At 65.0% G+C, this 19,364-nt stretch carries 20 protein-coding genes and 1 tRNA gene; 13 read left to right on the forward strand and 8 right to left on the reverse strand.

Annotation, left to right across the window (positions count from 1 at the left end):
* Positions 1-168 precede the first annotated feature (168 nt).
* Together SP6_RS03760 and SP6_RS03765 are read left to right on the forward strand one after the other, a co-directional pair.
* The gene (locus SP6_RS03760) at positions 169-861 is read left to right on the forward strand and encodes an Npun_F0296 family exosortase-dependent surface protein (RefSeq protein ID WP_007404336.1); all 693 of its coding nucleotides are present in this window, start codon (positions 169-171) and stop codon (positions 859-861) included.
* 123 nt (positions 862-984) lie between these two features.
* Positions 985-1,665, forward strand: coding sequence for an Npun_F0296 family exosortase-dependent surface protein (locus SP6_RS03765; protein WP_158005304.1), 681 nt, complete (start codon positions 985-987; stop codon positions 1,663-1,665).
* Between the two features lie 286 nt (positions 1,666-1,951).
* Here SP6_RS03765 and SP6_RS03770 read toward each other — a convergent pair whose 3' ends face one another.
* The 6 genes from SP6_RS03770 to paoA all read right to left on the reverse strand — a co-directional run bounded on the left by SP6_RS03770 (position 1,952) and on the right by paoA (position 8,576).
* Positions 1,952-3,316: a cation:proton antiporter gene (locus SP6_RS03770; RefSeq protein WP_007404373.1), complete on the reverse strand. Its 1,365-nt coding sequence runs from the start codon at positions 3,314-3,316 to the stop codon at positions 1,952-1,954.
* A gap of 73 nt (positions 3,317-3,389) precedes the next feature.
* Positions 3,390-3,830, reverse strand: a complete 441-nt coding sequence (locus SP6_RS19975; RefSeq protein WP_007404464.1) for a Rossmann-fold NAD(P)-binding domain-containing protein — start codon at positions 3,828-3,830, stop codon at positions 3,390-3,392.
* Between the two features lie 240 nt (positions 3,831-4,070).
* Complete coding sequence (locus SP6_RS03780) at positions 4,071-4,544, reverse strand: DUF6265 family protein (protein WP_050794140.1); 474 nt, start codon at positions 4,542-4,544, stop codon at positions 4,071-4,073.
* Positions 4,545-4,747: 203 nt separating this feature from the next.
* A complete protein-coding gene (gene paoC, locus SP6_RS03785; protein WP_007404316.1) occupies positions 4,748-6,967 on the reverse strand; it encodes an aldehyde oxidoreductase molybdenum-binding subunit PaoC in 2,220 nt (739 codons plus the stop codon).
* Positions 6,964-7,914, reverse strand: a complete 951-nt coding sequence (locus tag SP6_RS03790) for an FAD binding domain-containing protein (protein WP_007404396.1) — start codon at positions 7,912-7,914, stop codon at positions 6,964-6,966. The genes paoC and SP6_RS03790 overlap by 4 nt, the downstream gene beginning before the upstream one ends.
* Entirely contained in the window at positions 7,911-8,576 is a 666-nt protein-coding gene (paoA, locus tag SP6_RS03795) for an aldehyde dehydrogenase iron-sulfur subunit PaoA (RefSeq protein ID WP_086011106.1), read from the reverse strand. Before paoA ends, SP6_RS03790 begins: the two co-directional genes overlap by 4 nt.
* A gap of 374 nt (positions 8,577-8,950) precedes the next feature.
* Here paoA and SP6_RS03800 point away from each other — a divergent pair, with 374 nt between their 5' ends.
* The 7 genes from SP6_RS03800 (at position 8,951) to SP6_RS03830 (ending at position 15,342) form a co-directional block, all read left to right on the forward strand.
* A complete protein-coding gene (locus SP6_RS03800) occupies positions 8,951-9,295 on the forward strand; it encodes a hypothetical protein (protein ID WP_126053334.1) in 345 nt (114 codons plus the stop codon).
* A 253-nt stretch (positions 9,296-9,548) separates the two neighbouring features.
* The gene (locus SP6_RS03805; RefSeq protein ID WP_037568163.1) at positions 9,549-11,150 is read left to right on the forward strand and encodes a DUF5597 domain-containing protein; all 1,602 of its coding nucleotides are present in this window, start codon (positions 9,549-9,551) and stop codon (positions 11,148-11,150) included.
* Positions 11,151-11,258: 108 nt separating this feature from the next.
* Positions 11,259-11,348 (forward strand) — tRNA-Ser (locus SP6_RS03810).
* 126 nt (positions 11,349-11,474) lie between these two features.
* Positions 11,475-12,491 carry a lytic murein transglycosylase gene (locus tag SP6_RS03815; protein WP_007404319.1) on the forward strand — a complete coding sequence of 339 codons (1,017 nt, stop codon included), beginning with the start codon at positions 11,475-11,477 and terminating at the stop codon, positions 12,489-12,491.
* Positions 12,475-13,158, forward strand: coding sequence for a septal ring lytic transglycosylase RlpA family protein (locus tag SP6_RS03820; RefSeq protein ID WP_007404407.1), 684 nt, complete (start codon positions 12,475-12,477; stop codon positions 13,156-13,158). The genes SP6_RS03815 and SP6_RS03820 overlap by 17 nt, the downstream gene beginning before the upstream one ends.
* A gap of 31 nt (positions 13,159-13,189) precedes the next feature.
* Complete coding sequence (locus tag SP6_RS03825; protein WP_007404423.1) at positions 13,190-14,362, forward strand: D-alanyl-D-alanine carboxypeptidase family protein; 1,173 nt, start codon at positions 13,190-13,192, stop codon at positions 14,360-14,362.
* A 5-nt stretch (positions 14,363-14,367) separates the two neighbouring features.
* Positions 14,368-15,342 (forward strand): DNA polymerase III delta subunit-related protein, encoded by a 975-nt coding sequence (locus tag SP6_RS03830; RefSeq protein WP_007404347.1) that lies wholly within the window; start codon positions 14,368-14,370, stop codon positions 15,340-15,342.
* 110 nt (positions 15,343-15,452) lie between these two features.
* Here the strand turns inward: SP6_RS03830 and SP6_RS03835 are convergent, their stop codons facing one another.
* Together SP6_RS03835 and purF are read right to left on the reverse strand one after the other, a co-directional pair.
* Entirely contained in the window at positions 15,453-16,160 is a 708-nt protein-coding gene (locus SP6_RS03835) for an SDR family NAD(P)-dependent oxidoreductase (protein WP_007404400.1), read from the reverse strand.
* Positions 16,160-17,611, reverse strand: a complete 1,452-nt coding sequence (gene purF / locus SP6_RS03840; RefSeq protein ID WP_007404378.1) for an amidophosphoribosyltransferase — start codon at positions 17,609-17,611, stop codon at positions 16,160-16,162. Before purF ends, SP6_RS03835 begins: the two co-directional genes overlap by 1 nt.
* Positions 17,612-17,755: 144 nt before the next feature.
* Between purF and SP6_RS03845 the strand changes: the two genes are divergently transcribed.
* The 4 genes from SP6_RS03845 to SP6_RS03860 are packed head-to-tail and all read left to right on the forward strand — an operon-like array spanning position 17,756 to position 19,361.
* Positions 17,756-18,007, forward strand: coding sequence for a DUF7218 family protein (locus SP6_RS03845; protein ID WP_007404445.1), 252 nt, complete (start codon positions 17,756-17,758; stop codon positions 18,005-18,007).
* A gap of 42 nt (positions 18,008-18,049) precedes the next feature.
* A complete protein-coding gene (gene hisI / locus SP6_RS03850) occupies positions 18,050-18,412 on the forward strand; it encodes a phosphoribosyl-AMP cyclohydrolase (RefSeq protein ID WP_007404284.1) in 363 nt (120 codons plus the stop codon).
* Between the two features lie 29 nt (positions 18,413-18,441).
* Entirely contained in the window at positions 18,442-18,918 is a 477-nt protein-coding gene (locus SP6_RS03855; RefSeq protein WP_007404440.1) for a hypothetical protein, read from the forward strand.
* Between the two features lie 32 nt (positions 18,919-18,950).
* On the forward strand, positions 18,951-19,361 hold the full coding sequence (locus SP6_RS03860) for a MerR family transcriptional regulator (RefSeq protein ID WP_007404337.1): 411 nt from the start codon (positions 18,951-18,953) through the stop codon (positions 19,359-19,361).
* Positions 19,362-19,364 lie beyond the last annotated feature (3 nt).

Consider the following 19,364-nt stretch of genomic DNA (forward strand, 5'->3'; position numbering starts at 1 on the left):
ATCACCCGAAAATCCATGTCTTATCTTGGAACAGATTCTGGCAAGCCGCTGACGCGGAAGGTTATTGTCCGGATTTTTACCGGGTGCGATAACAATGGGGTGCGCGATATAACGGCTTCATCATGATGGTGCCGAGTCGCCTATGGTTTAAGTTTCGAAGGACGATCGATGCTCAAGTTCACCACCTTCCTGCTTTCGGTCGCCGCCGTCGCTCTCGGCGCGACTTCGGCCCAGGCGGCACCGGGCACGGTAACCAGCACGGCCAATGACTTTTATACGGCGCAGCGCAATGTGCCGGCCGGCTCGACGGTGGTGACGTTCGACAGTTCGCAGTTGCCGAACGGCTTCTCGCTGCAAGGTGGTACGATCGCGACCTCGTCGGTTTGGGACCCCAGCATCGGCAACTGGAAGTATCTGGCCCCGGCCGGAGACTCGACCAACTTCCTGGCGACCCTGCCCAATGCCTCGACCACGCTGACCGCCGACAAGCGCTTCGGCTATGGCAGCGTCGGCCTGAACTGGGGCTCGATGGACACCTCGAACGTCCTCGATGTTCTGGACATCTTCGGCAACGTGATCACCTCGATCACCGGCTCCAACCTGCTGTCGAACCGTTCGCTGCTCGACTTTAGCACGAACCGCTACGTCACCTATTCGCTCGACCCCAATAGCGGTCAGCAGATCGGCGGCCTGCGCTTCACCTCGCCGAACAGCAATGGCTGGGCGTTCGAGGTCGACGATATTGCATTCAGCAATGCCTCGCCGGCGGCGGTGCCGGAACCGGCCTCGATCGCACTCTTCGGCGCGGGTCTGGCGGGTCTGGTCGGGGTGGCGCGTCGCCGCCGCCGGCAGGCCGCCTGAAGGAAGCGCCTCGCGCCGTTACGATCGTAGCGGCGCGGATCGAGATGATGGCCGGGCGTGCGTGACCGGCCTGCCATCCAGGACGATCTGGGTCGGGTTTGACAGATAACAGGGAGAACGATGATGGCGGGTATGATGAAGAAGATGGCGGCGGCGGGCATCGTGGCCGGCGCGCTGGTATCGACGGCGGCGACGGCCGGCATGACCAATGTCGCCTATGACCAGCCGGCCCCGGCGGGCGCGACCCTGGTCGACTTCAACAGCAACGGCACTCCTGGTGCGACCAACCTGCCGACCGGCTTCTCGCTGGTGGGAGGTCAACTCGTGACCGGCGCGGCCAATGGCTACAGCCCCCCCTTGGGCGACACGACCCAGTATCTCATGGTCAACGCCAATCAGAGCGCGACGCTGAAATCGAACAATTCGGTCGGTTATGACAGCGTCAGCCTTTATTGGGGTTCGGCCGATACCTTCAACACGCTCAACGTGCTCGATACCGCCAACCGGATCATCAAGACGATCAGCGGCCTGGATTTCGCGGCACCCGGGGCCAACAACTCCTTCAACGACTATAACAATCCGAAGTACAACCAGTACGTCACCTACACGCTGGACAGCCTGACCGGTGCACGGATCGGCGGCCTGCAGTTCCTGTCGACCGGGACCGCTTTCGAACTCGACAATGTCGCCTTCTTCAACTCGCACCCGACCTCGGTGCCGGAGCCGGCGACGCTGACCCTGTTCGGCGCTGGCATCGGTGGCCTGATCGCTGCCTCGCGCCGTCGTCGCAAGAAGGCGGCCTGATCCTTCGCGGATAGCGGCACCGGTCGATCCGATCGGTGTCGTTTCAGCAAAAGGCGGCTTCGGCCGCCTTTTTTATTGGCGTGCGTTTCGGGACATTGAGCGCCAAATCGGATCCGTCATCCCAGCGGGGCTGGGCATTCAGCTTTAACTACTCAGCGACCCAGCCTGCGTTGGGGTGACCATCAACGGAACCGCCCGATATGCTCTCATCGACTGGTCGGGGGCGACGTATGCAATGACGTCATCAGCTTTCAGAGGGGGGCGTCCCGATCTGTCCCCGCCCGGATCAGGTGGCAGCCGAGCCCAGCGCTTCCATCTCGCCGACGACGCGGGCCTTTCGTCCATAGACGAGTTCGAACAGCGGACTGGCCATCATGGTGGTGACGATCGCCATCAGTACCAGCATGGAGAATAGCGTCGGCCCGATAATGCCCTTCTGCAACCCGATATTGATGATGATGAGTTCCATCAGGCCCCGCGAGTTCATCAGCGCGCCGATCCCCAGCGCCGTCCGGTTGTCCTCGCCACATGCGCGCGCGGCGAGATAGCAGGCGCCGAACTTCGCCGCGACTGAGGCGATCAGGATGACGATCGCGATCAGCAGCAGCGGTGCCGAATTGACCATGTCCATCCGCGTGTTCAGCCCCGAATAGGTGAAGAACATCGGGAGCAGCAGGACGACCGCCAGCGGCTCGACCTTCTTCTTCAACTCGGTGACGAACAGCCCGCGCGGCATGAAGACGCCGAGGATGAAGCCGCCGAAAATGCCGTGAACCCCGATCGCGTCCATGATGAACGCCGACACGCAAAAGGCCATCAACGTGATGGCGAGGACGTTGGTCGACATCTCTCCCCGCGCCTCGACCGCGCGGCCAAGCGGGGCAAAGAGGCGGCGGCCGAACAGCAGCAGAAAGCCGACATAGAGAATTGCGCCGCCGATCGCGAGGATCGCGACGCCGCTGCCCCCGCCGAAGGTGGCCAGCACCACCGCCAGCACGCACCAGGATGCGGCATCATCGAACGCCCCTGCCGCCAGCGACAGCGTGCCGAGCGGACTGTTCGCGAGCCCGCGCTCGTTGATGATCCGCGCCAGCATCGGAAAGGCGGTCAGCGCGATGCAGGCACCCATGAACAGCGAGGCATTGGCTTGGCTGATTCCCGGCGCGAACAGCCCGGGCACGGTCAGCAGCCAAGGCGTGATGAGCAAGGCTATCAGGAAAGGCGCGACGACGCCCGAGGCCGATACGGCCATGGCACTGCGCGCCTTGGACTCGAAATGGTCGAGCCGTAGCGTCAGGCCGACCAAGAACATGTAGAGCGCCACGCCCAATTGCGCGCCGGCGTAAAGGACGTTGCGCGTCTCCTTGGGAAAAATCGCGCCCTGCAATTCGGGCCAGACCAGTCCGAGGAGCGAGGGGCCAAGTACCACGCCGGCGATCATCTCTCCCACCACCGGCGGTTGCGCGAGGAATTTCTGCCCCAGCCAGCCGACGATGCGGCAGGCGAACAGGATCACCGCCAATTGCAGGAAGAAATGGATGCTGTAATCGCCTGGTACGTAGCTGGACGCGGCACCCGCAGTGGCGGGACCATGGGGCGACAATATTGTTGTGGCGGTCCGCCAGAAGCTGTCGAACGCGTCATGGATCACCGCAAATTTCCCCCTCGACCCGGCGCCGATAAGTGGTCCGGGAAGACGATGCCCACATCATCGCCCTATCCTGCTATCCAATCTGTTTGCCGGGGGATTTTTGTCGGAGCAAGCGGGAAAAAGCTTGCCGGGCGAAACCCGCAGCATCCGCGAACATGGGTAAAATCCCAATCAAATCTGCGTTATAGCCTGGGGCGGGCAGACCATGGCTGGATCGGCCGGCGGCTCCTGCTCCCCGGGGGCATTTTCGAGGCAAAGCGCTGATTGGATAGGGGGTGAGCAGCGCCCAGCGGCATTCTATCTTCATCGCATCGCGCTTCTGATCGGCCCATCCTAAATTATCGTCGTCCAAGAACAGCGGCGTCGGCGGGGCCTCGGCCTCGATCAGAGCGAGCAGCGCCTGCGCCGCCTTGGCCGGAACGCCCGGATGGTTTCCGCTCTTGATCTGTCCGGCCGTGTGGAGCGGATCCATCACGGCGTCATAGTCGCCAATGCTGTGCGGAGTGCGGTTCATGGAGCGTTTCGCCCCATTGGTGCGGAATTAGCCGGGTGCCAGCGCAGTGCCGTGCGGGTAGGCCGGGCAGGATCGCCTTGATCCCCGCGAGAGACCCGAGCACAGCGATCTCGCTTTTCGCGGTGCATCGTACTTCTGGTCGAGGAACGGGCTATCCGATGCGAAACTCGCTCCCGCAGTTCTCGAAATTGCCGATCCTCTACGGCGTCTAGCGGTCTTGAGGATAAGCGCCGATCGAGGTCAGTGCAGCGGCTTGTCCAGAAGAGGATCGGCGGGACAGGTCGCGTTGAGCGGCGAAAGCCGGTAATGCCATTCGGCGGCGCGCTGTTTGCCCTCGGCGATCCCCTCGATCCGGCCGGTCAGATTGTCACCCTTACGGATGTAGATAACCCGTTGCGGAAAATCATGATCGAGATTTTCGAACACCGCTTTTCCCTTGGCGATCGCCACCGCCTTGAAGGCCGTGGGCTGCTGCCCTTGGGGACTGGCCAGGAATGCAATCCCTTCCGGTGTGCGATCGATGCGGGACCATTCCCAACTGGTACGGCCATTGCGGATCGATTTGCTGATGCCCAGCATCACCCCGCCGCGATCGTCGGTCCATGTCTCGGCTGCTTCGCCGCGAGGGGAGCATTCCAGCCAATGGCCCGCCATCCAAGACAGGTCAGCAACCTGCGTTGCAGAGGCGCTTTTGCTCGCGCCGAGGATGGCCATAGCCATAAGGGCTTGGCCAAAGACACGTCGTACAACATGACCAGGCATGATGAACCTTCCGCGCGATAGGGATCCTTGCACGGCGGCATATCCCAAGCGATACTGGTTCGTCAGCATTCCAAAGCCCAGCCTCGGGGAAGACGGGCCGTTGATAGACGGCCGGTCGAGCAGGCCTCACTCAGGTCCACTCGACCAGATCAGTGTCAGGCCATCTCCGGCAGGCGATCTAGATGCTTCTCCAGCGTCAACGGATAGTCCCGGATGCGCACGCCCGTGGCGTTATACACGGCATTGGCCACCGCCGCGCCGACACCGCACAGCCCGAGTTCGCCCACGCCCTTGGCCTTCATCGGATTGGCCTTGTCATCGGCTTCCTCCAGGAAGATCACCTCCTGATGTGGGATGTCGGCATGGACGGGGACTTCGTAGCCGGCGAGATCATGGTTGACGAAGAAGCCGAAGCGCTTGTCGACAGCCAGTTCCTCCATCAACGCCGACCCGACGCCCATCGTCATCGCCCCGATCACCTGGCTGCGCGCCGCCTTGGGGTTGAGGATACGCCCGGCGGCGCATACCGCGAGCATCCGGCGTAGACGCACCACGCCGGTATAGGCATCGACGCCGACTTCGACGAAATGCGAGCCGAAGGTCGATAGCTGATAGGTCTTGCCCAGATCGCCAAATTCGATCTTGTCCTCGGCGGTCAAGGGGCCGGACGCCACCGCCTCGCGCAGGGAAACGGCGCGGTTGCCGCCGGAAACCTGTCCATCGGCAAAGGCAATATCGGCCGAGTTGAACCCCAGCTTCTGCGCCACCGCCTCGCGTAGGCGGACACAGGCCGCATAGACGCCGGCGGTCGCGTTGGCGGCGCCGAACTGGCCTCCTGATCCGGCCGACACCGGATAGGCCGAATCGCCCAACCGCACCTCGACCTGATCGAGCGGCACACCCATCATCTCGGCGGCGGTCTGCGCGATGATCGTATAGCTGCCCGTGCCGATATCGGTCATGTCGGTCTCGACCAGAACATGACCATTGGGCTGGAGCGTCACCCGCGCGCCCGAGCGGCGGTTGATATGGTTGCGAAAGGCCGCGGCCATGCCCATGCCGACCAGCCAACGCCCGTCGCGAACCTGGGCCGGCTTGGCATTGCGACGCGACCAGCCGAAACGCTGGGCGCCTTCCTCCAGACAGCGGACGAGCTGGCGCTGCGAGAAGCGGCGATCGGGCTTTTGTGGATCGACCTGCGTGTCGTTCTTCGCGCGGAAGGCGACGGGGTCCATGCCCAGCTTCTCGGCCATTTCGTCCATCGCGATCTCGAGCGCCATCATGCCGGGGGCCTCGCCCGGCGCGCGCATTGAATTGCCCTCGGGAAGGTTGAGCACCGCCAGCCGCATCGCGGTCAGCCGGTTGGGGCCGGCATAGAGAAGCTGCGTCTGATTGACAGCGGTTTCGGGGCCGCCGCCGGGCAGGTCGCCTGAGCCGCTCTCATGCGCGATCGCCTGGATTGTGCCGTCCTTGGCGGCCCCGATCCGGATACGCTGGCGGGTGGCCGGGCGGTGGGTGGAGTTGTTGGCCATCAACGGCCGCTGCATCGCGACCTTGACCGGACGCCCGACTTCGCGCGCCGCCAAGGCCGCCATGATCGCATCGGCGCGCAGGAACAGCTTTCCGCCAAAGCCGCCGCCGACATAGGGCGACATGAAGCGGATCTTGTCCTTGGCGATGCCCAGCGTCTTGGCGAGATCGCCGCGACCCCAGTCGATCATCTGGTTGGACGTCCAGATCGACAGCTCATCGCCCTTCCACATGGCGGTGGAGGCGAAGGGCTCCATCATCGCATGGCTGTGGTCGGGCGTGGTATAGTGCGCGTCGAGCGTCACCGGCGCGGCGGCAAAGGCGCGTTCGAAATCACCCACCCGGTCGGCGGCGGGGGCCTTGCTGCCCTCGTTGCTGTCGCCGCCGACAAGCGGCGCAGTCTTCAGCGCGGCGTCGAGGTCGTAGCTGCCAGTCGCACGATCATAATCGACCCGAATCAGGTTAGCGGCCGCGCGCGCCTGTTCGAAGGTCTTGGCGACGACGATCGCGATCGCTTGGTGATAATGGTCGATCTCGGGGCCGCCGAGCAGCTTGGCGGTGTTGAAATTGCCCTTGCCCAACGGCCCGGCATTGGCGGCGGTGACGATGCCGAGCACACCCGGCGCGCCGCGCGCATCGTCCAAGTTGATGCTGCGGATACGCCCCTTCGCAATGGCCGATCCGATGATCCAGCCATAAGCGGCGTCGGGCGCATCGGCATGGCGTTCATAGGCATAGGGCGCGGTTCCGGTGGTCTTGCGCGGCCCGTCGATCCGGTCCTGCGCGCGACCGACCACGGTCATGCGGTCGATGGGGTTGGTGCCTGCCGGCTCGATGAATTTCATGCGGTCTTCGCCTGGCTGATAACGGCCGCGATCGTCCGTTCGACGAGCGGGACCTTGAATTGATTATCCTCGGTCGGCTTGGCATCGGCCAACAGCCGGGCCGACACGGCCTTGGCGCCATGGGGCAGGGCCGTATCCGCCGCTTCGACCCGCCAGGGCTTATGCGCGACCCCGCCGACCGCGACGCGGCCGCTGCCGCCCTTCTGGACCACCGCCGCGACTGACACCAAGGCGAAGGCATAGGAGGCGCGGTCGCGAACCTTTTCATAGAAATGCTGGCCACCCAGCGGGCGGGGCAGGGCGACCGCTGTGATCAGCTCGCCCGGCTGAAGCACGGTTTCAATATGTGGCGTGTCGCCGGGCAGGCGATGGAAGTCGGCGATGGGAATGGCGCGGGTCTGTCCGTCCGGGATCACCGTCTCCACGCGCGCGTCCAGCAACCGCATGGCGACCGCCATGTCGCTGGGGTTGGTCGCGATGCAATGGGAACTGGTGCCGACCACCGCGAGCTGGCGCGAATAACCGCCGATCGCGCTGCATCCCGAACCCGGCCGGCGCTTGTTGCAGGCCATGTTGGTGTCGTAGAAATAGGGGCATCGGGTTCGCTGGAGCAGATTGCCCGCCGTCGTCGCCTTGTTGCGCAACTGCCCGCTCGCCCCCGCGACGATCGCGCGCGACAGCACGCCATAGTCGCGCCGGATCCGCTCATCTGCGGCGAGGGCGGTGTTGGTGACGAAGGCCCCGACCCGCAGTCCGCCGTCGTCGGTCTTGCTGATCCGATCGAGCCCCAAATCCTGGACATCGATCAGATGCGTGGGCGTCTCCACCTCGATCTTCATCAAATCGAGTAAGTTAGTCCCGCCGGCCAGAAATTTGGCACCCGGCCGCGTCGCGGCGCGCGCCGCGGCTACCACATCCTTGGCGCGCTCATAGGTGAAGGCCTTCATGCCTTGGCTCCTGCGACCTTGGCCCCCGCCACTTCTGTCATGGCCTCGGCAATGTTGGAATAGGCGCCGCAGCGACAGATATTGCCGCTCATCCGCTCTCGCATCTCGATATCGCTGGGGCGAGGCTTGGCCATCAAGTCGGCCTGGACGTGGCTCGGCACACCGGCGCGGATTTCGTCGAGCACGGCGACCGCCGAGCAGATCTGGCCGGGGGTGCAATAACCGCATTGATAGCCGTCATGCCGAACGAAGGCCGCCTGCATCGGATGGAGCTTCTCGGGCGTGCCGAGCCCTTCGATCGTGGTGATCGCGTCGCCGTCATGCTGAAGCGCCAGGCTGAGGCAGCTATTGATCCGTTGCCCGTTCACCAGAACGGTGCAGGCGCCGCATTGTCCGTGATCGCAACCCTTCTTGGTGCCGCTGAGATGAAGATGCTCGCGCAGGGCATCGAGCAGCGTCGTGCGGGGATCGACCACAAGCCGCCGATCCTTGCCATTCACCTTCAATGCGACGGGCATGGTGGCGGGATCGGGTGGCATGGCTGTCTTTCTGGTCTGGGCATCCGACGGGGTCGAGGCCGCCATGGCGGTGGCGGCACCACCGACCATGACTCCGCGCCGGGAGAGGGAAAAGTCCTTATTTTTCGATGTCTCGTCGGCCACCCGCTGGCTCTCCCTTGGTTGGTAGCGTTACACCCGTCATCGGCGTGTTTTCCGTCGATCAAGCCGTCGGGGGTACACAGGACCAAGGGGTTTGGCGTCATTCTCCGCGATAACGCGCGCCCGCCATTTTTGTGTCAGATTATTCATGTTAGCGGCAAATTTCCGCGCGTCCGGGCCTTGGGAGAAAATCGGCGACGGCCTGAGCCGCCTGTGCTACCCCGCTTTATCGCCGGTTTGACGACCGCAAGCGCTGGCGACTGAGAGACCCATGTGCTCCCGCTTGTCCGCCGGAGCATCAGGATGCAGTCATTCGATCGTCATCGACGAGGGTGCCTTTGCGCCAGCCTTCAACCATGGTGAGCGCGCAGGAACGGATGCGAACGCACCGGGCGCTGATGGATGGTATCGGTGCATTGGAGGACCGGATCGCCCCCTTATGGGCCGCTGATCGCCCGCCCGTCTCCAGCTTGCACCGTGCGGTCCGTGCCCGCGTCACATCGAATGGCTTTCGCGAACTCGATGTGCTGCTGGCACATTGGGTGGGCCTGATGAACGGGCGGCCGGTGCGGATGGACGATGCCGATGGCTGGCGCGAGGGTGGCGCACACGAATACCCGTTCGACGCCGTCTTCACCCCGTCCGACATCATGCGGATCGCGGCGGATTATCGGCTGGCGGCTCTGCCATCGGCCATCGCGGATCGCGAGCTGGCCGCCTGACGTCACGAAACGGGTGAGCGGGTTTTTTTCGGGAACTGTCTGCCGGCTCGTGCATCGGTGTTCGAGCGGCGACGAAGACCCGGAGGGGACATAAGCACGGATAGCCGCCATCGGCGTGGTGATCCCGCGCGTCGCAGGATTGAGGCTTCCCACAAAGCGCCGTGGTTGATCGGCGTCACGGTCGCGTGCACAGAGCGATCGGGGCATCGCGAATGCCGATCAGGGGAGGGACGGGGCTGTGCGTCTGGCAATCATGGGCGTGCTCGCCACGCTGGGGCTGACGGGGCCTTGTCTGGCGCAGGCGGCCGAGGTTCCGCATATCGTCTCACGCGGTGGCCGCCATGCGCTAATGGTCGATGGCCAGCCCTTCCTGATGCTGGGCGCGCAGGTCAACAATTCCAGCAACTATGCCAGCGCCTTGCCACAGGTCTGGCCCGTGCTCGACAGGCTCCACGCCAACACGATCGAAATCCCGGTCGCCTGGCAGCAGATCGAGCCGCGCGAAGGGCAGTTCGATTTCGGCTTCGTCCAGACCCTGCTCGATCAGGCGCGCGCGCATGACAAGCGGGTGGTGCTGCTCTGGTTCGGCACTTGGAAGAACACCTCGCCCGGCTATACCCCCGATTGGGTCAAGCTCGACAATCGCCGCTTCCCCCGGATGAAGACACGCGATGGCAAGGATCATTATGTCCTGTCGCCGATGTTCCGATCGACGCTGGAGGCGGACAAGCGGGCCTTTGTGCGGCTGATGACCTATCTGAAGGAGCATGATCCGCAGAACACCGTCATCATGGTGCAGGCGGAGAATGAGGTCGGCAGCTATCGCAATCCCCGCGATTTCGGGGAGCGGGCGCAGGCGCTGTTCGCGGGGCCGGTTCCGGGGGAACTGATCAAGAAGCTGGGCAAGCCACCGGGCACCTGGTCGGCAGTATTCGAGGCCCAGGCCGACCGGGCCTTCAACACCTGGTACACCGCACGCTTCGTCGATGAGATCGCGGCCGCCGGCAAGGCGGTGAAGCCGCTGCCCATCTATGTCAACGCCGCGCTGGCGGGACCCTCCAACGTGCCCGACCCGGACGGCGTCGCCAGCGGCGGGCCGCAACAGGATGTGCTCGACATCTGGAAGGCGGCGGCTCCCGCGATCGACGCCGCCGCGCCCGATATCTATGACCGCGCCAGCGGCAACGTCGCCCTGTATCTGAAGGCCTATGCGCGTCCCGACAATCCGCTGCTGGTGCCGGAGATCGGCAATGCGCGGGACTTTGCGCGCTATTTCTACGAAGCGCTGGGGCACGGCGCGATCGGCTTTGCGCCGTTCGGCATGGATGACACGGGCTTCTTCAACTATCCGCTCGGCGCCAAGGCGCTGGATACAGAGACGTTGGACGCCTTTGCCAAGCCCTATCGGGCCATGACCGGGGTGATGCGCGACTGGGCCCGTTTGTCCTTCGCGCACGAGAGTTGGGGCTCCGCGCGGCCCGATGATGGGTCGGACCGCCAGACCGTGATGGGCGACTGGAGCATCCGCGCCAGCTTCGGCGAGTGGCAGTTCGGGGAGAAGAGCTGGAGTTGGCTGAAATCGGAACCCGCCCCCTGGGCGAAAGAGCCGATCGGTGGCGTCGCGGTGCTGCATCTTTCGACGAGCGAGTTCCTCCTGATCGGCGACCATGTCCGGGTGCGCTTCGAGCCCGCCAAGCCGGACCCCAGCGCCATGGTCGTGCGTGTGGAGGAAGGCCATTTTTCGGGCGGCGGCTGGGTGATGGAGCGCGTGTGGAACGGTGACCAGACCGATTACGGCATCAACATCGTGGATCGCCCGGTCGTGCTGAAGGTGACGATGGGCCGCTATCGCTAGCGGGAACGGTGTTCGAAAGACCGCACCCCCCTTATCTCCGCGCTGGAAACTTGAAGGTCTGGGGACTTGAAGAAGCGCCGTTTCTTGCGCATGGGAGCGCGCACGGACGGGTGGATGGCCGAGTGGTTGAAGGCTCCAGTCTTGAAAACTGGCGAACGGGTAACCGTTCCGTGGGTTCGAATCCCACTCCACCCGCCACCGGCGCCAAGCGATCCCCTCCAGACCAGCGGCTGATCGTGCCTTCGTTGCGGTGACGTGAGGTTCCGGATGCGGCCTCGCTATGGCAAACACCGTCGCATGTGGGGGGACCTTACCCGGCGCGGGATGCGCCTTGGCATTTTTTCGACTTTGGCGCTGCTGATCGGCAGCACGCCGGCGTTCGCGCAGGATGAGGCCGGCTTCCAAAGCTATCTGCAACAGGTCCGCTCGACCGCACTGGCGCAGGGTGTCAGCCGCGCGACGCTGGATTCGGTGCTGCCGACACTGACGTTGAATTCGCGGGTGATCGAGCTCGATCGGCGTCAGCCGGGCGGCCCCGCCAATAGCGGGTTCAGCCCGTTTGCCCCTTATAAGGCCGCGCATGTCGACGCCGCGCGGATCAGCCGGGGGCGGAGCAAATATCTGGCGCAGCGTCCCCGTCTGTCGCGGATCGAGCGCGATACGGGGGTCCCCGAATCGATCATGGTTGCGATCTGGGGGCATGAGACCAATTACGGCTCTTATACCGGCAATTTCGACCTGATCCGCTCGCTGGCGAGCCTGGCCTATGAAGGCCGCCGCCGCCCGCTGTTCGAGGGTGAGTTCATCGCCGCGATGAAGATGATGGATCGCGGCGTTTCGCGATCACAGCTGAAGGGCAGCTGGGCCGGGGCGACGGGCAATCCGCAGTTTCTGCCCTCCATTTATCTGCGCCTGGCGCGCGACGGCGATGGCGATGGCCGCGCCGATATCTGGAACAGCGAGGCCGATACGCTGGCCTCGATCGGCAATTATTTCGTCAATGCCGGCTGGCGGGCGGGACAGCCCTGGGGCTTTGCGGTCACCGTGCCCGCCGGCTTCAATCGGTCGATGGTCCAGAACCGGCTGGTCAGCCCGCGCTGCCCCCGCGTGTTCGAGCGGCATAGCAGCTGGCGCACCATGGCCGAGTGGCGTGCGCTGGGCATCGTGCCGCAGGGCGCGGCCTGGCCCGGCGACAATGTGCTGGCCACGCTGATGGAGCCTGATGGCCAGGGGGCGACCGCCTATCTGTTGACCGGCAATTACCGGGTCATCCTGGATTACAACTGCTCCAATTTCTACGCCCTGTCGGTGGGGTTGCTGGCCGATGCGATTGCGGGTTGAGCCTATCCTCGTCGCGGCGCTGGCCGCGATACTGGCGACGCCGGCCGCAGCGACCGGCGCGGATGAGGCTCCGGCGGCGCGCTATGGCAGCTATCAGGCGACGGGCCGCGCGAGTTGGTACGGGCATGAACTGGCGGGCCGGCGCACGGCGACCGGCAAGCGGTTCAACCCGGACGATGTGATGATCGCGCACCGGACGCTACCGCTCGAATCGATGGTCGAGGTGACGGACGTCGATACCGGCCGCACCATTGTCGCGCGTGTCGGCGACCGGGGGCCGGGCCGCGCGGACCGCGTGGCCGACCTGTCGCTGGGCGCGGCGCGGCTGCTCGGGACCAATCGCCGCGCGGTCGCCAATATCCGGCTCCGCGCGCTGAAGCCCGGCACCGACAATCCCGGCCTGATCCTGGCGGGCGCCAGTGCGGTGCCCCCCGTCGCCAAGCCCATCAAGCTGGATGCCGCCGGCACCTACCGCGTTCAGATCGCCAGCTTTACCAGCCAGGTGCGCGCCCAGGCGCTGGCCCACCGGTTCGATGCCCGTGCCGAGCATGTCGGCCGGGTCTGGCGCGTCGAGCGGGCGTCGCTGGATGCGAATTCGGCAAAAGCGCTGCGTGACGCGGCCGTGCAGGCGGGCTATGACGATGCCTGCGTCCTGCATCAGGATTGACCTCCTCCCGCCCTTTGGTCACGGAACACCCATGAAGACGTTGTTCGCATCGCTCGCCGCCCCGCTCGCTCTTGTCGCGCTGGCCCATCCCTCGATCGCCGCTGCCCCGGAATTTCAGACGACCGCGCCCGTCGCGTTCATGAAGGACCTGTCCTCGGGCGCGATCCTGTTCCAGCGCGATGCCGATCGCCGCATGCCGCCTGCCTCGATGGCGAAGATGATGACCGTCTATGTTGCCTTCGACCTGATCAAGAAGGGGCAGCTGAAGCTCGACGACATGGTCACCGTCCAGCCCGAAACCTGGGCCAAGTGGCATGGGCCCCAGGCCGGATCGACCATGTTCCTGTCGCCCAACGAACAGGTCAGCGTCGCGAACCTGTTGTACGGCATCGTCACCCTGTCGGGTAACGACGCCTGTGTCGTGCTGGCCGAGCATATCGCCGGCACCGAGCAGAATTTCGTCGAGCGGATGAACCGCACCGCCAAGCAGATCGGCTTGGCCAACAGCCATTTCGGCACTTCGAATGGCTGGCCCGACGGCGGCGTCACCTATGTGACCGCGCGGGATCTGGCCGACCTGGCCGAGCACACGATCCAGGACTTCCCCAAGCTCTACAAGCAATTCTATTCGCGCCGTGACTTCACCTGGGGCAAGACGATGGGCGGCAACGCCATCACCCAGGCGAACCGCGATCCGCTGCTGGGTCGCGTGGCGGGGGCCGATGGTCTGAAGACGGGCCATACCGAAGAGGCCGGCTATGGCTTCACCGGTTCGGCCGAGCAGAATGGCCGTCGTCTGGTGATGGTGATGGCCGGGCTGACCAGCTCGAACGCGCGTGCCGAGGAATCGGTCAAGTTCATGAACTGGGGCTTCCGCGCCTGGCAGGCCAAGCCGGTCGTGGCACAGGGCAAGAAGGTCGCCGATGCGGAGGTCCAGATGGGATCGTCGAGCAGCGTCGGCCTGGTCGCCCCGCGCCAGCTGACCGTCACGCTGCCCGCCGGCCTCGACCCGCAGATGAGCGCCAAGGTCGTCTATCAGGGCCCGATCAAGGCCCCGATCAAGGCCGGCCAGCATATCGCCGACCTCGTCATCAATTCACCCGACATGCCCGCACAGCGCCTGCCGCTGGTGGCGGACAAGGATGTCAGCGAAGCGGGCTTTTTCGGCCGAGCCTGGTCCGGGCTGACCTCGCTGTTCGGCTGAAACCCGTGAACCTGCCGGTCGGCAATGACGCAGGCCAGGCCGCTTTTGCCGCCGCGCTGGGGGGTGCCAAGCTGCACCATGCCTGGCTGATCGCCGGACCGGAAGGCGTGGGCAAGGCGAGCTTCGCGCGCGCGGCGGCGACGCGGCTGTTGGCCAGGGCGAGCGGGCAGGGGGGCTTGCCCCCCGGTCTGGCCGTGCCGGCCGATCATCCGACCGCCCGGTTGATCGAGGCGGGATCGCATCCCGATTTTCGCGTGCTCGCGCGTCTGCCCAAGGATGTGGAGAAGCCCGATCAGGATCTGGCGCGGTCGATCACCATCGCGCAGGTCCGTACGCTGCAACCCATGTTCGCTACCGCTCCCGCCATGGGGCCGGCGCGGGTCGTGCTGATCGATGCGATCGATGATCTGGAGCGGGGTGGGGCGAACGCGCTGCTCAAGAATCTGGAAGAGCCGCCGGCGGGAACTGTGTTCCTGCTGGTCAGCCATGCGCCGGGGCGGTTGCTGCCGACCATTCGATCGCGGTGTCGGTTGCTACGCTTCGAGCGCTTGTCGGATACCGATGTCGCGCACGTGTTGCGCCAGCAACTGCCCGAGGCGGATGAGGGCGAGATCGCCGCACTGGTCGCGGTCGCCGAGGGCGCGCCGGGGCGGGCCTTGCGCTTTGCGGGGTTGGATATCGCCGGGTTGGATACAGCCATCGCGCGGATCGCCGAGAGCGGCGACCCCGGCAATGCCGAGCGGGTCAAGCTGGCCAAGGCGCTGGCGGGCAAGGCAGCGCAGGCGCGGTATGAAGCGTTTCTGGACCGGGTGCCGGCATTCATCGCTGGTCAGGCGCGCGGGCGTTCGGGAACGAGGCTGAAGGTGGCGCTGGAGGCCTATGCGGCGGCGCAGGATTTGGCGGGCGCGGCGCGGGGGTTATCGCTCGACGCACAGGGTACGGTGTTCGAGATGGCGGGGATCATCGCGACGTTGCGGTGAGGGTTTCCCTTGGCCTTCGACTTCGCTCAGCCTGAACGGGGTTTGGGGTGTAGGGCTTCTCCCTCCAGCCGTTCAGGCTGAGCGAAGTTGAAGCCCAGGCCCCAACGCTTTCACCCCACCCGCTCGAAATGCCCCGGCGCAAAGCCTTCGATCGCGAGCGCGGTGATCCGTTCCGCCACCACTTCGGGGGCCTTGACGGACGCGGGATCTTCCCCGGGATAGGCCTTGGCCCGCATCTGGGTCCGGGTCGCGCCCGGATCGACGATAGCGGTGCGGATCGCGCTGATGTCCGCCGTTTCATCTCCATAGGCGCCGAGCAGCGTCTCGAACGCCGCCTTGGACGCGCCATAGGCCCCCCAATAGGCGCGCGGATTGCGGCCCACCGATGAGGTCACGCCGATGACCCGTGCCCCGGCCGAACGGCGCAGCATGGGGTCGAAGGCGGCGATCAACGCACCCTGGGCGCTGACGTTCAAGGTCAGGACGCGGGCGAATTCCTTGGGGTCGATCGCCGGCACGGCGGCCAGCGATCCCAGCATCCCGGCATTCAGCACCATGATGTCCAGTGCCTGCCAGCGCTCGCCGATCGCGCCGGCCAACCGGCCGATCGACTCATTCTCCGTCAGGTCGAGCGGTGCGATGGTGGCGGCACCACCGGCGTTGAAGATGGTCTCCTCAACCTCTTCCAGCCCCTTCGGCGTCCGCGCGGTCAGGACGACATGCGCGCCTTCCGCCGCCAGAGCGATGGCAGTGGCAGCGCCGATCCCCCGGCTGGCGCCGGTCACGAGCGCCAGCTTGCCGGCAAGCGCGCCCGCCATCAGGCGACGCGCTCCGCCAGCATCTGGAACTGGTCGACCGTGGCGGTTTCGTCATGGTCGGTCAGCGTGGTCGGATAATCGCCAGTGAAGCACGCATCGCAATAGCTCGGCTTTTCCCCGCGCGCGGCGTTCAGCGCCTTGTACAGGCCCTCGATCGACACGAAGGACAGGCTGTCGGCATGGATGAAGTCGGTCATGCCACCCAGGTCGAGCTTGGCGGCGAGCAGCTTGGCGCGCTCGGGCGTGTCGACACCGTAGAAGCAGCTATGCCGGGTCGGCGGGCTGGCGATGCGCATATGCACCTCTGCCGCGCCGGCCTCGCGCATCATCTGCACGATCTTGAGGCTGGTGGTGCCACGCACGATCGAATCGTCGATCAGCACGACCTTCTTGCCCTGGATCAGCGCGCGGTTGGCATTGTGCTTCAGCTTGACGCCAAGATGGCGGACCTTGTCACCCGGCTGGATGAAGGTGCGGCCGACATAGTGCGAGCGGATGATGCCCAGCTCGAACGGAATGCCCGATTGCTGGGCATAGCCGATCGCGGCGGGGACGCCCGAATCGGGAACGGGAATGACCAGATCGGCGTCGACCGGCGCTTCGATCGCCAGCTGCGCACCGATTTCCTTGCGCACCGAATAGACCGACTGGTCGCCCGCGATCGAATCGGGTCGGCTGAAATAGACCCATTCGAAGATGCAGGGACGGGGGCTCACCGCCTGGAAAGGGTGGATCGAGCGGATTTCGGTGCCCTGAACGATGACCAGTTCGCCCGGCTCGACCGCGCGCTCGAAGGTCGCACCGCACACGTCGAGCGCCACCGTCTCCGAGGCGAAGATCACCGCGCCGTCCAGGCGACCCATGACCAGCGGGCGGATGCCCAGCGGATCGCGGCAGGCGATCATGCCCTCGGGCGTCATCACGATCAGCGAATAGGCGCCTTCGACCTGCTTGAGGGCGTCGATGAAGCGGTCGAGCAGCGTGCGGTAGTTGGACGTCGCGACGAGGTGGATAATCGTCTCGGTATCGCTGGTCGACTGGAAGATCGAACCGCGACGCACGAGCTCGCGACGCAGCTTCATCGCGTTGGAAATATTGCCGTTGTGCGCGACGGCGAAACCGCCGGTCGAAAGGTCGGCGTAAAGCGGCTGAACGTTGCGCAGCGCAGTTTCGCCGGTGGTCGAGTAGCGGACATGGCCGCAGGCGACATCGCCCGGCAGGCCACGGATCACGTCGTCACGGTCGAAATTGCCCGCGACATGACCCATGGCGCGGTGGGTATGGAACAGCGTACCGTCGAAGCTGGTGATGCCGGCGGCTTCCTGCCCGCGATGCTGGAGCGCGTGGAGACCCAGCGCGGTCAGCGCGGCCGCGCCGGTCGCGCCGGACACACCGAAAATGCCGCATTCCTCGCGGAGTTTGTCGTCGTCGAAGGGGTTGGTGGTCAGCATGGGAGAGGCGCTCGCAACGTTCGCAACTAAGGGGCAGACGGGGCGCATATAGGAATGTGATCCGCGTTTGTCGCCTGTTTGTCATCATGTCCGGGATCATTTTCGCGAAGGCCGCGTTTCGGATCCGAAAGCAGGAGATGCCATATGGCGCGCGATCACGGGGCCCAGATCAAGGATGACGGGCTGTATGAGGAACTGCGCGAGCAGGGCCAGTCCAAGGAGAAGGCGGCCCGCATCGCCAATGCCAAGGCGAAAGGCAGCCTAGATCACCGCTCGACGCATCTGGAGGATCGGACGAAGGGCGATCTTCTGAGCGAAGCGCGCAAGATCGGTATCGAGGGCCGGTCGAAGATGAATAAGGACGAGCTGATCAAGGCGATTCGGAACCACGGTTAGCCGAGACTTGGAAGGCGCGGCGGTTGCGATTAGACCGCCGCCATGGCCGACCAACGCGACACCGGGCTGACGCTCGACCCCAAATTCGATGACCAGGGTTTGCTGACGGCGATCGTCACGGATCGCACCACTCGTGAAATCCTCATGGTCGCGCATATGAATGCCGAAGCGCTGACGGCGACGCGCAGCACGGGGCAGGCGCATTTCTGGTCACGCAGCCGACAGCGTTTGTGGAAGAAGGGCGAAAGCTCCAACAATGTCCTGAACGTCGCCGAGATTCGGATCGATTGCGATCAGGATGCGGTGTGGCTGATCTGCGATCCGGCGGGCCCTGCCTGTCACACGGGCGCACGAACCTGCTTCTTCCGGCGGATCGAGGGCGACGGGCTGGTGCCGGTGGCGTGAGTGCATGCCGGCTTATCCTCATAGGGGCCTTGTCGCTGACCGCTTGCCAGCCTTCGGGTGATTCGATCGACAATGCCGCGGGCGAGCGGCTGGAAGCGGCCAGCATCGCGACCGGGCTGGTCGCCGATCCCGCGAGCATCCCGCTCGACGGCATCTGGGCACGCGATTCGGATCGCATGTGCATTTTGCCGGCGTCGGGTGGCGGCAGCGATGGGCTCCGGCGCGTCGGCGTGGTGCTCGATTATGGCGAGGGGCAGGGGTGCACCGCGCGTGGAACGCTGGCACGATCGGGACGAACGCTGGAGATCACCCTGGGGACCTGTCGCTTCTCGGCGCGACTGGATGGCGACAGCATCCAATTTCCCGCTGGTTTGCCAGCGGCTTGCAGCACCGTATGCACCGGGCGAGCCAGCCTGTCGGCGCTGATCGTTGAGCGGGTCAGTGCATCGGTGGCCGAGGCGCGAACCCTGCGCAGTCCGAACGGCGCAGCGCTTTGCACCGATTGACGTTGACGTAAAGGGTATTTAGCGTCGCGACCATGACCAAGGTCGCCGCCTATGCTACTGTTCCCCTGAAGGGTGAACGGGATGATTACACGATCACCGAACTGTGCGGCGAATTCGGCGTCACGGCGCGCGCGCTGCGCTTCTACGAAGACGAGGGCCTGATCCAGCCGGAGCGGCGGGGCACACAGCGCATCTATTCGCAGCGCGACCGTGCCCGGCTTGCCTGGATTCTGCGGGGCAAGCGGGTGGGGTTCAGCCTGGCCGAGATTCGCGAGATGATCGACCTCTACGATCTGGACGATGGCCGGCGCCAGCAGCGCGAGGTGACCGTCGCACGCTGCACCGCCAAGATCGATGCCCTGCAGGCGCAGAAGCGCGATATCGATGCCGCCATCGCTGAGCTGACCGAGTTCGTCGATCTGCTGAACGCCAACCGCGACTGACCG

Origin of the sequence: Sphingomonas paucimobilis NBRC 13935 (genome assembly GCF_000739895.2) — a bacterium.
Classification (GTDB): Bacteria; Pseudomonadota; Alphaproteobacteria; order Sphingomonadales; family Sphingomonadaceae; genus Sphingomonas; species Sphingomonas paucimobilis.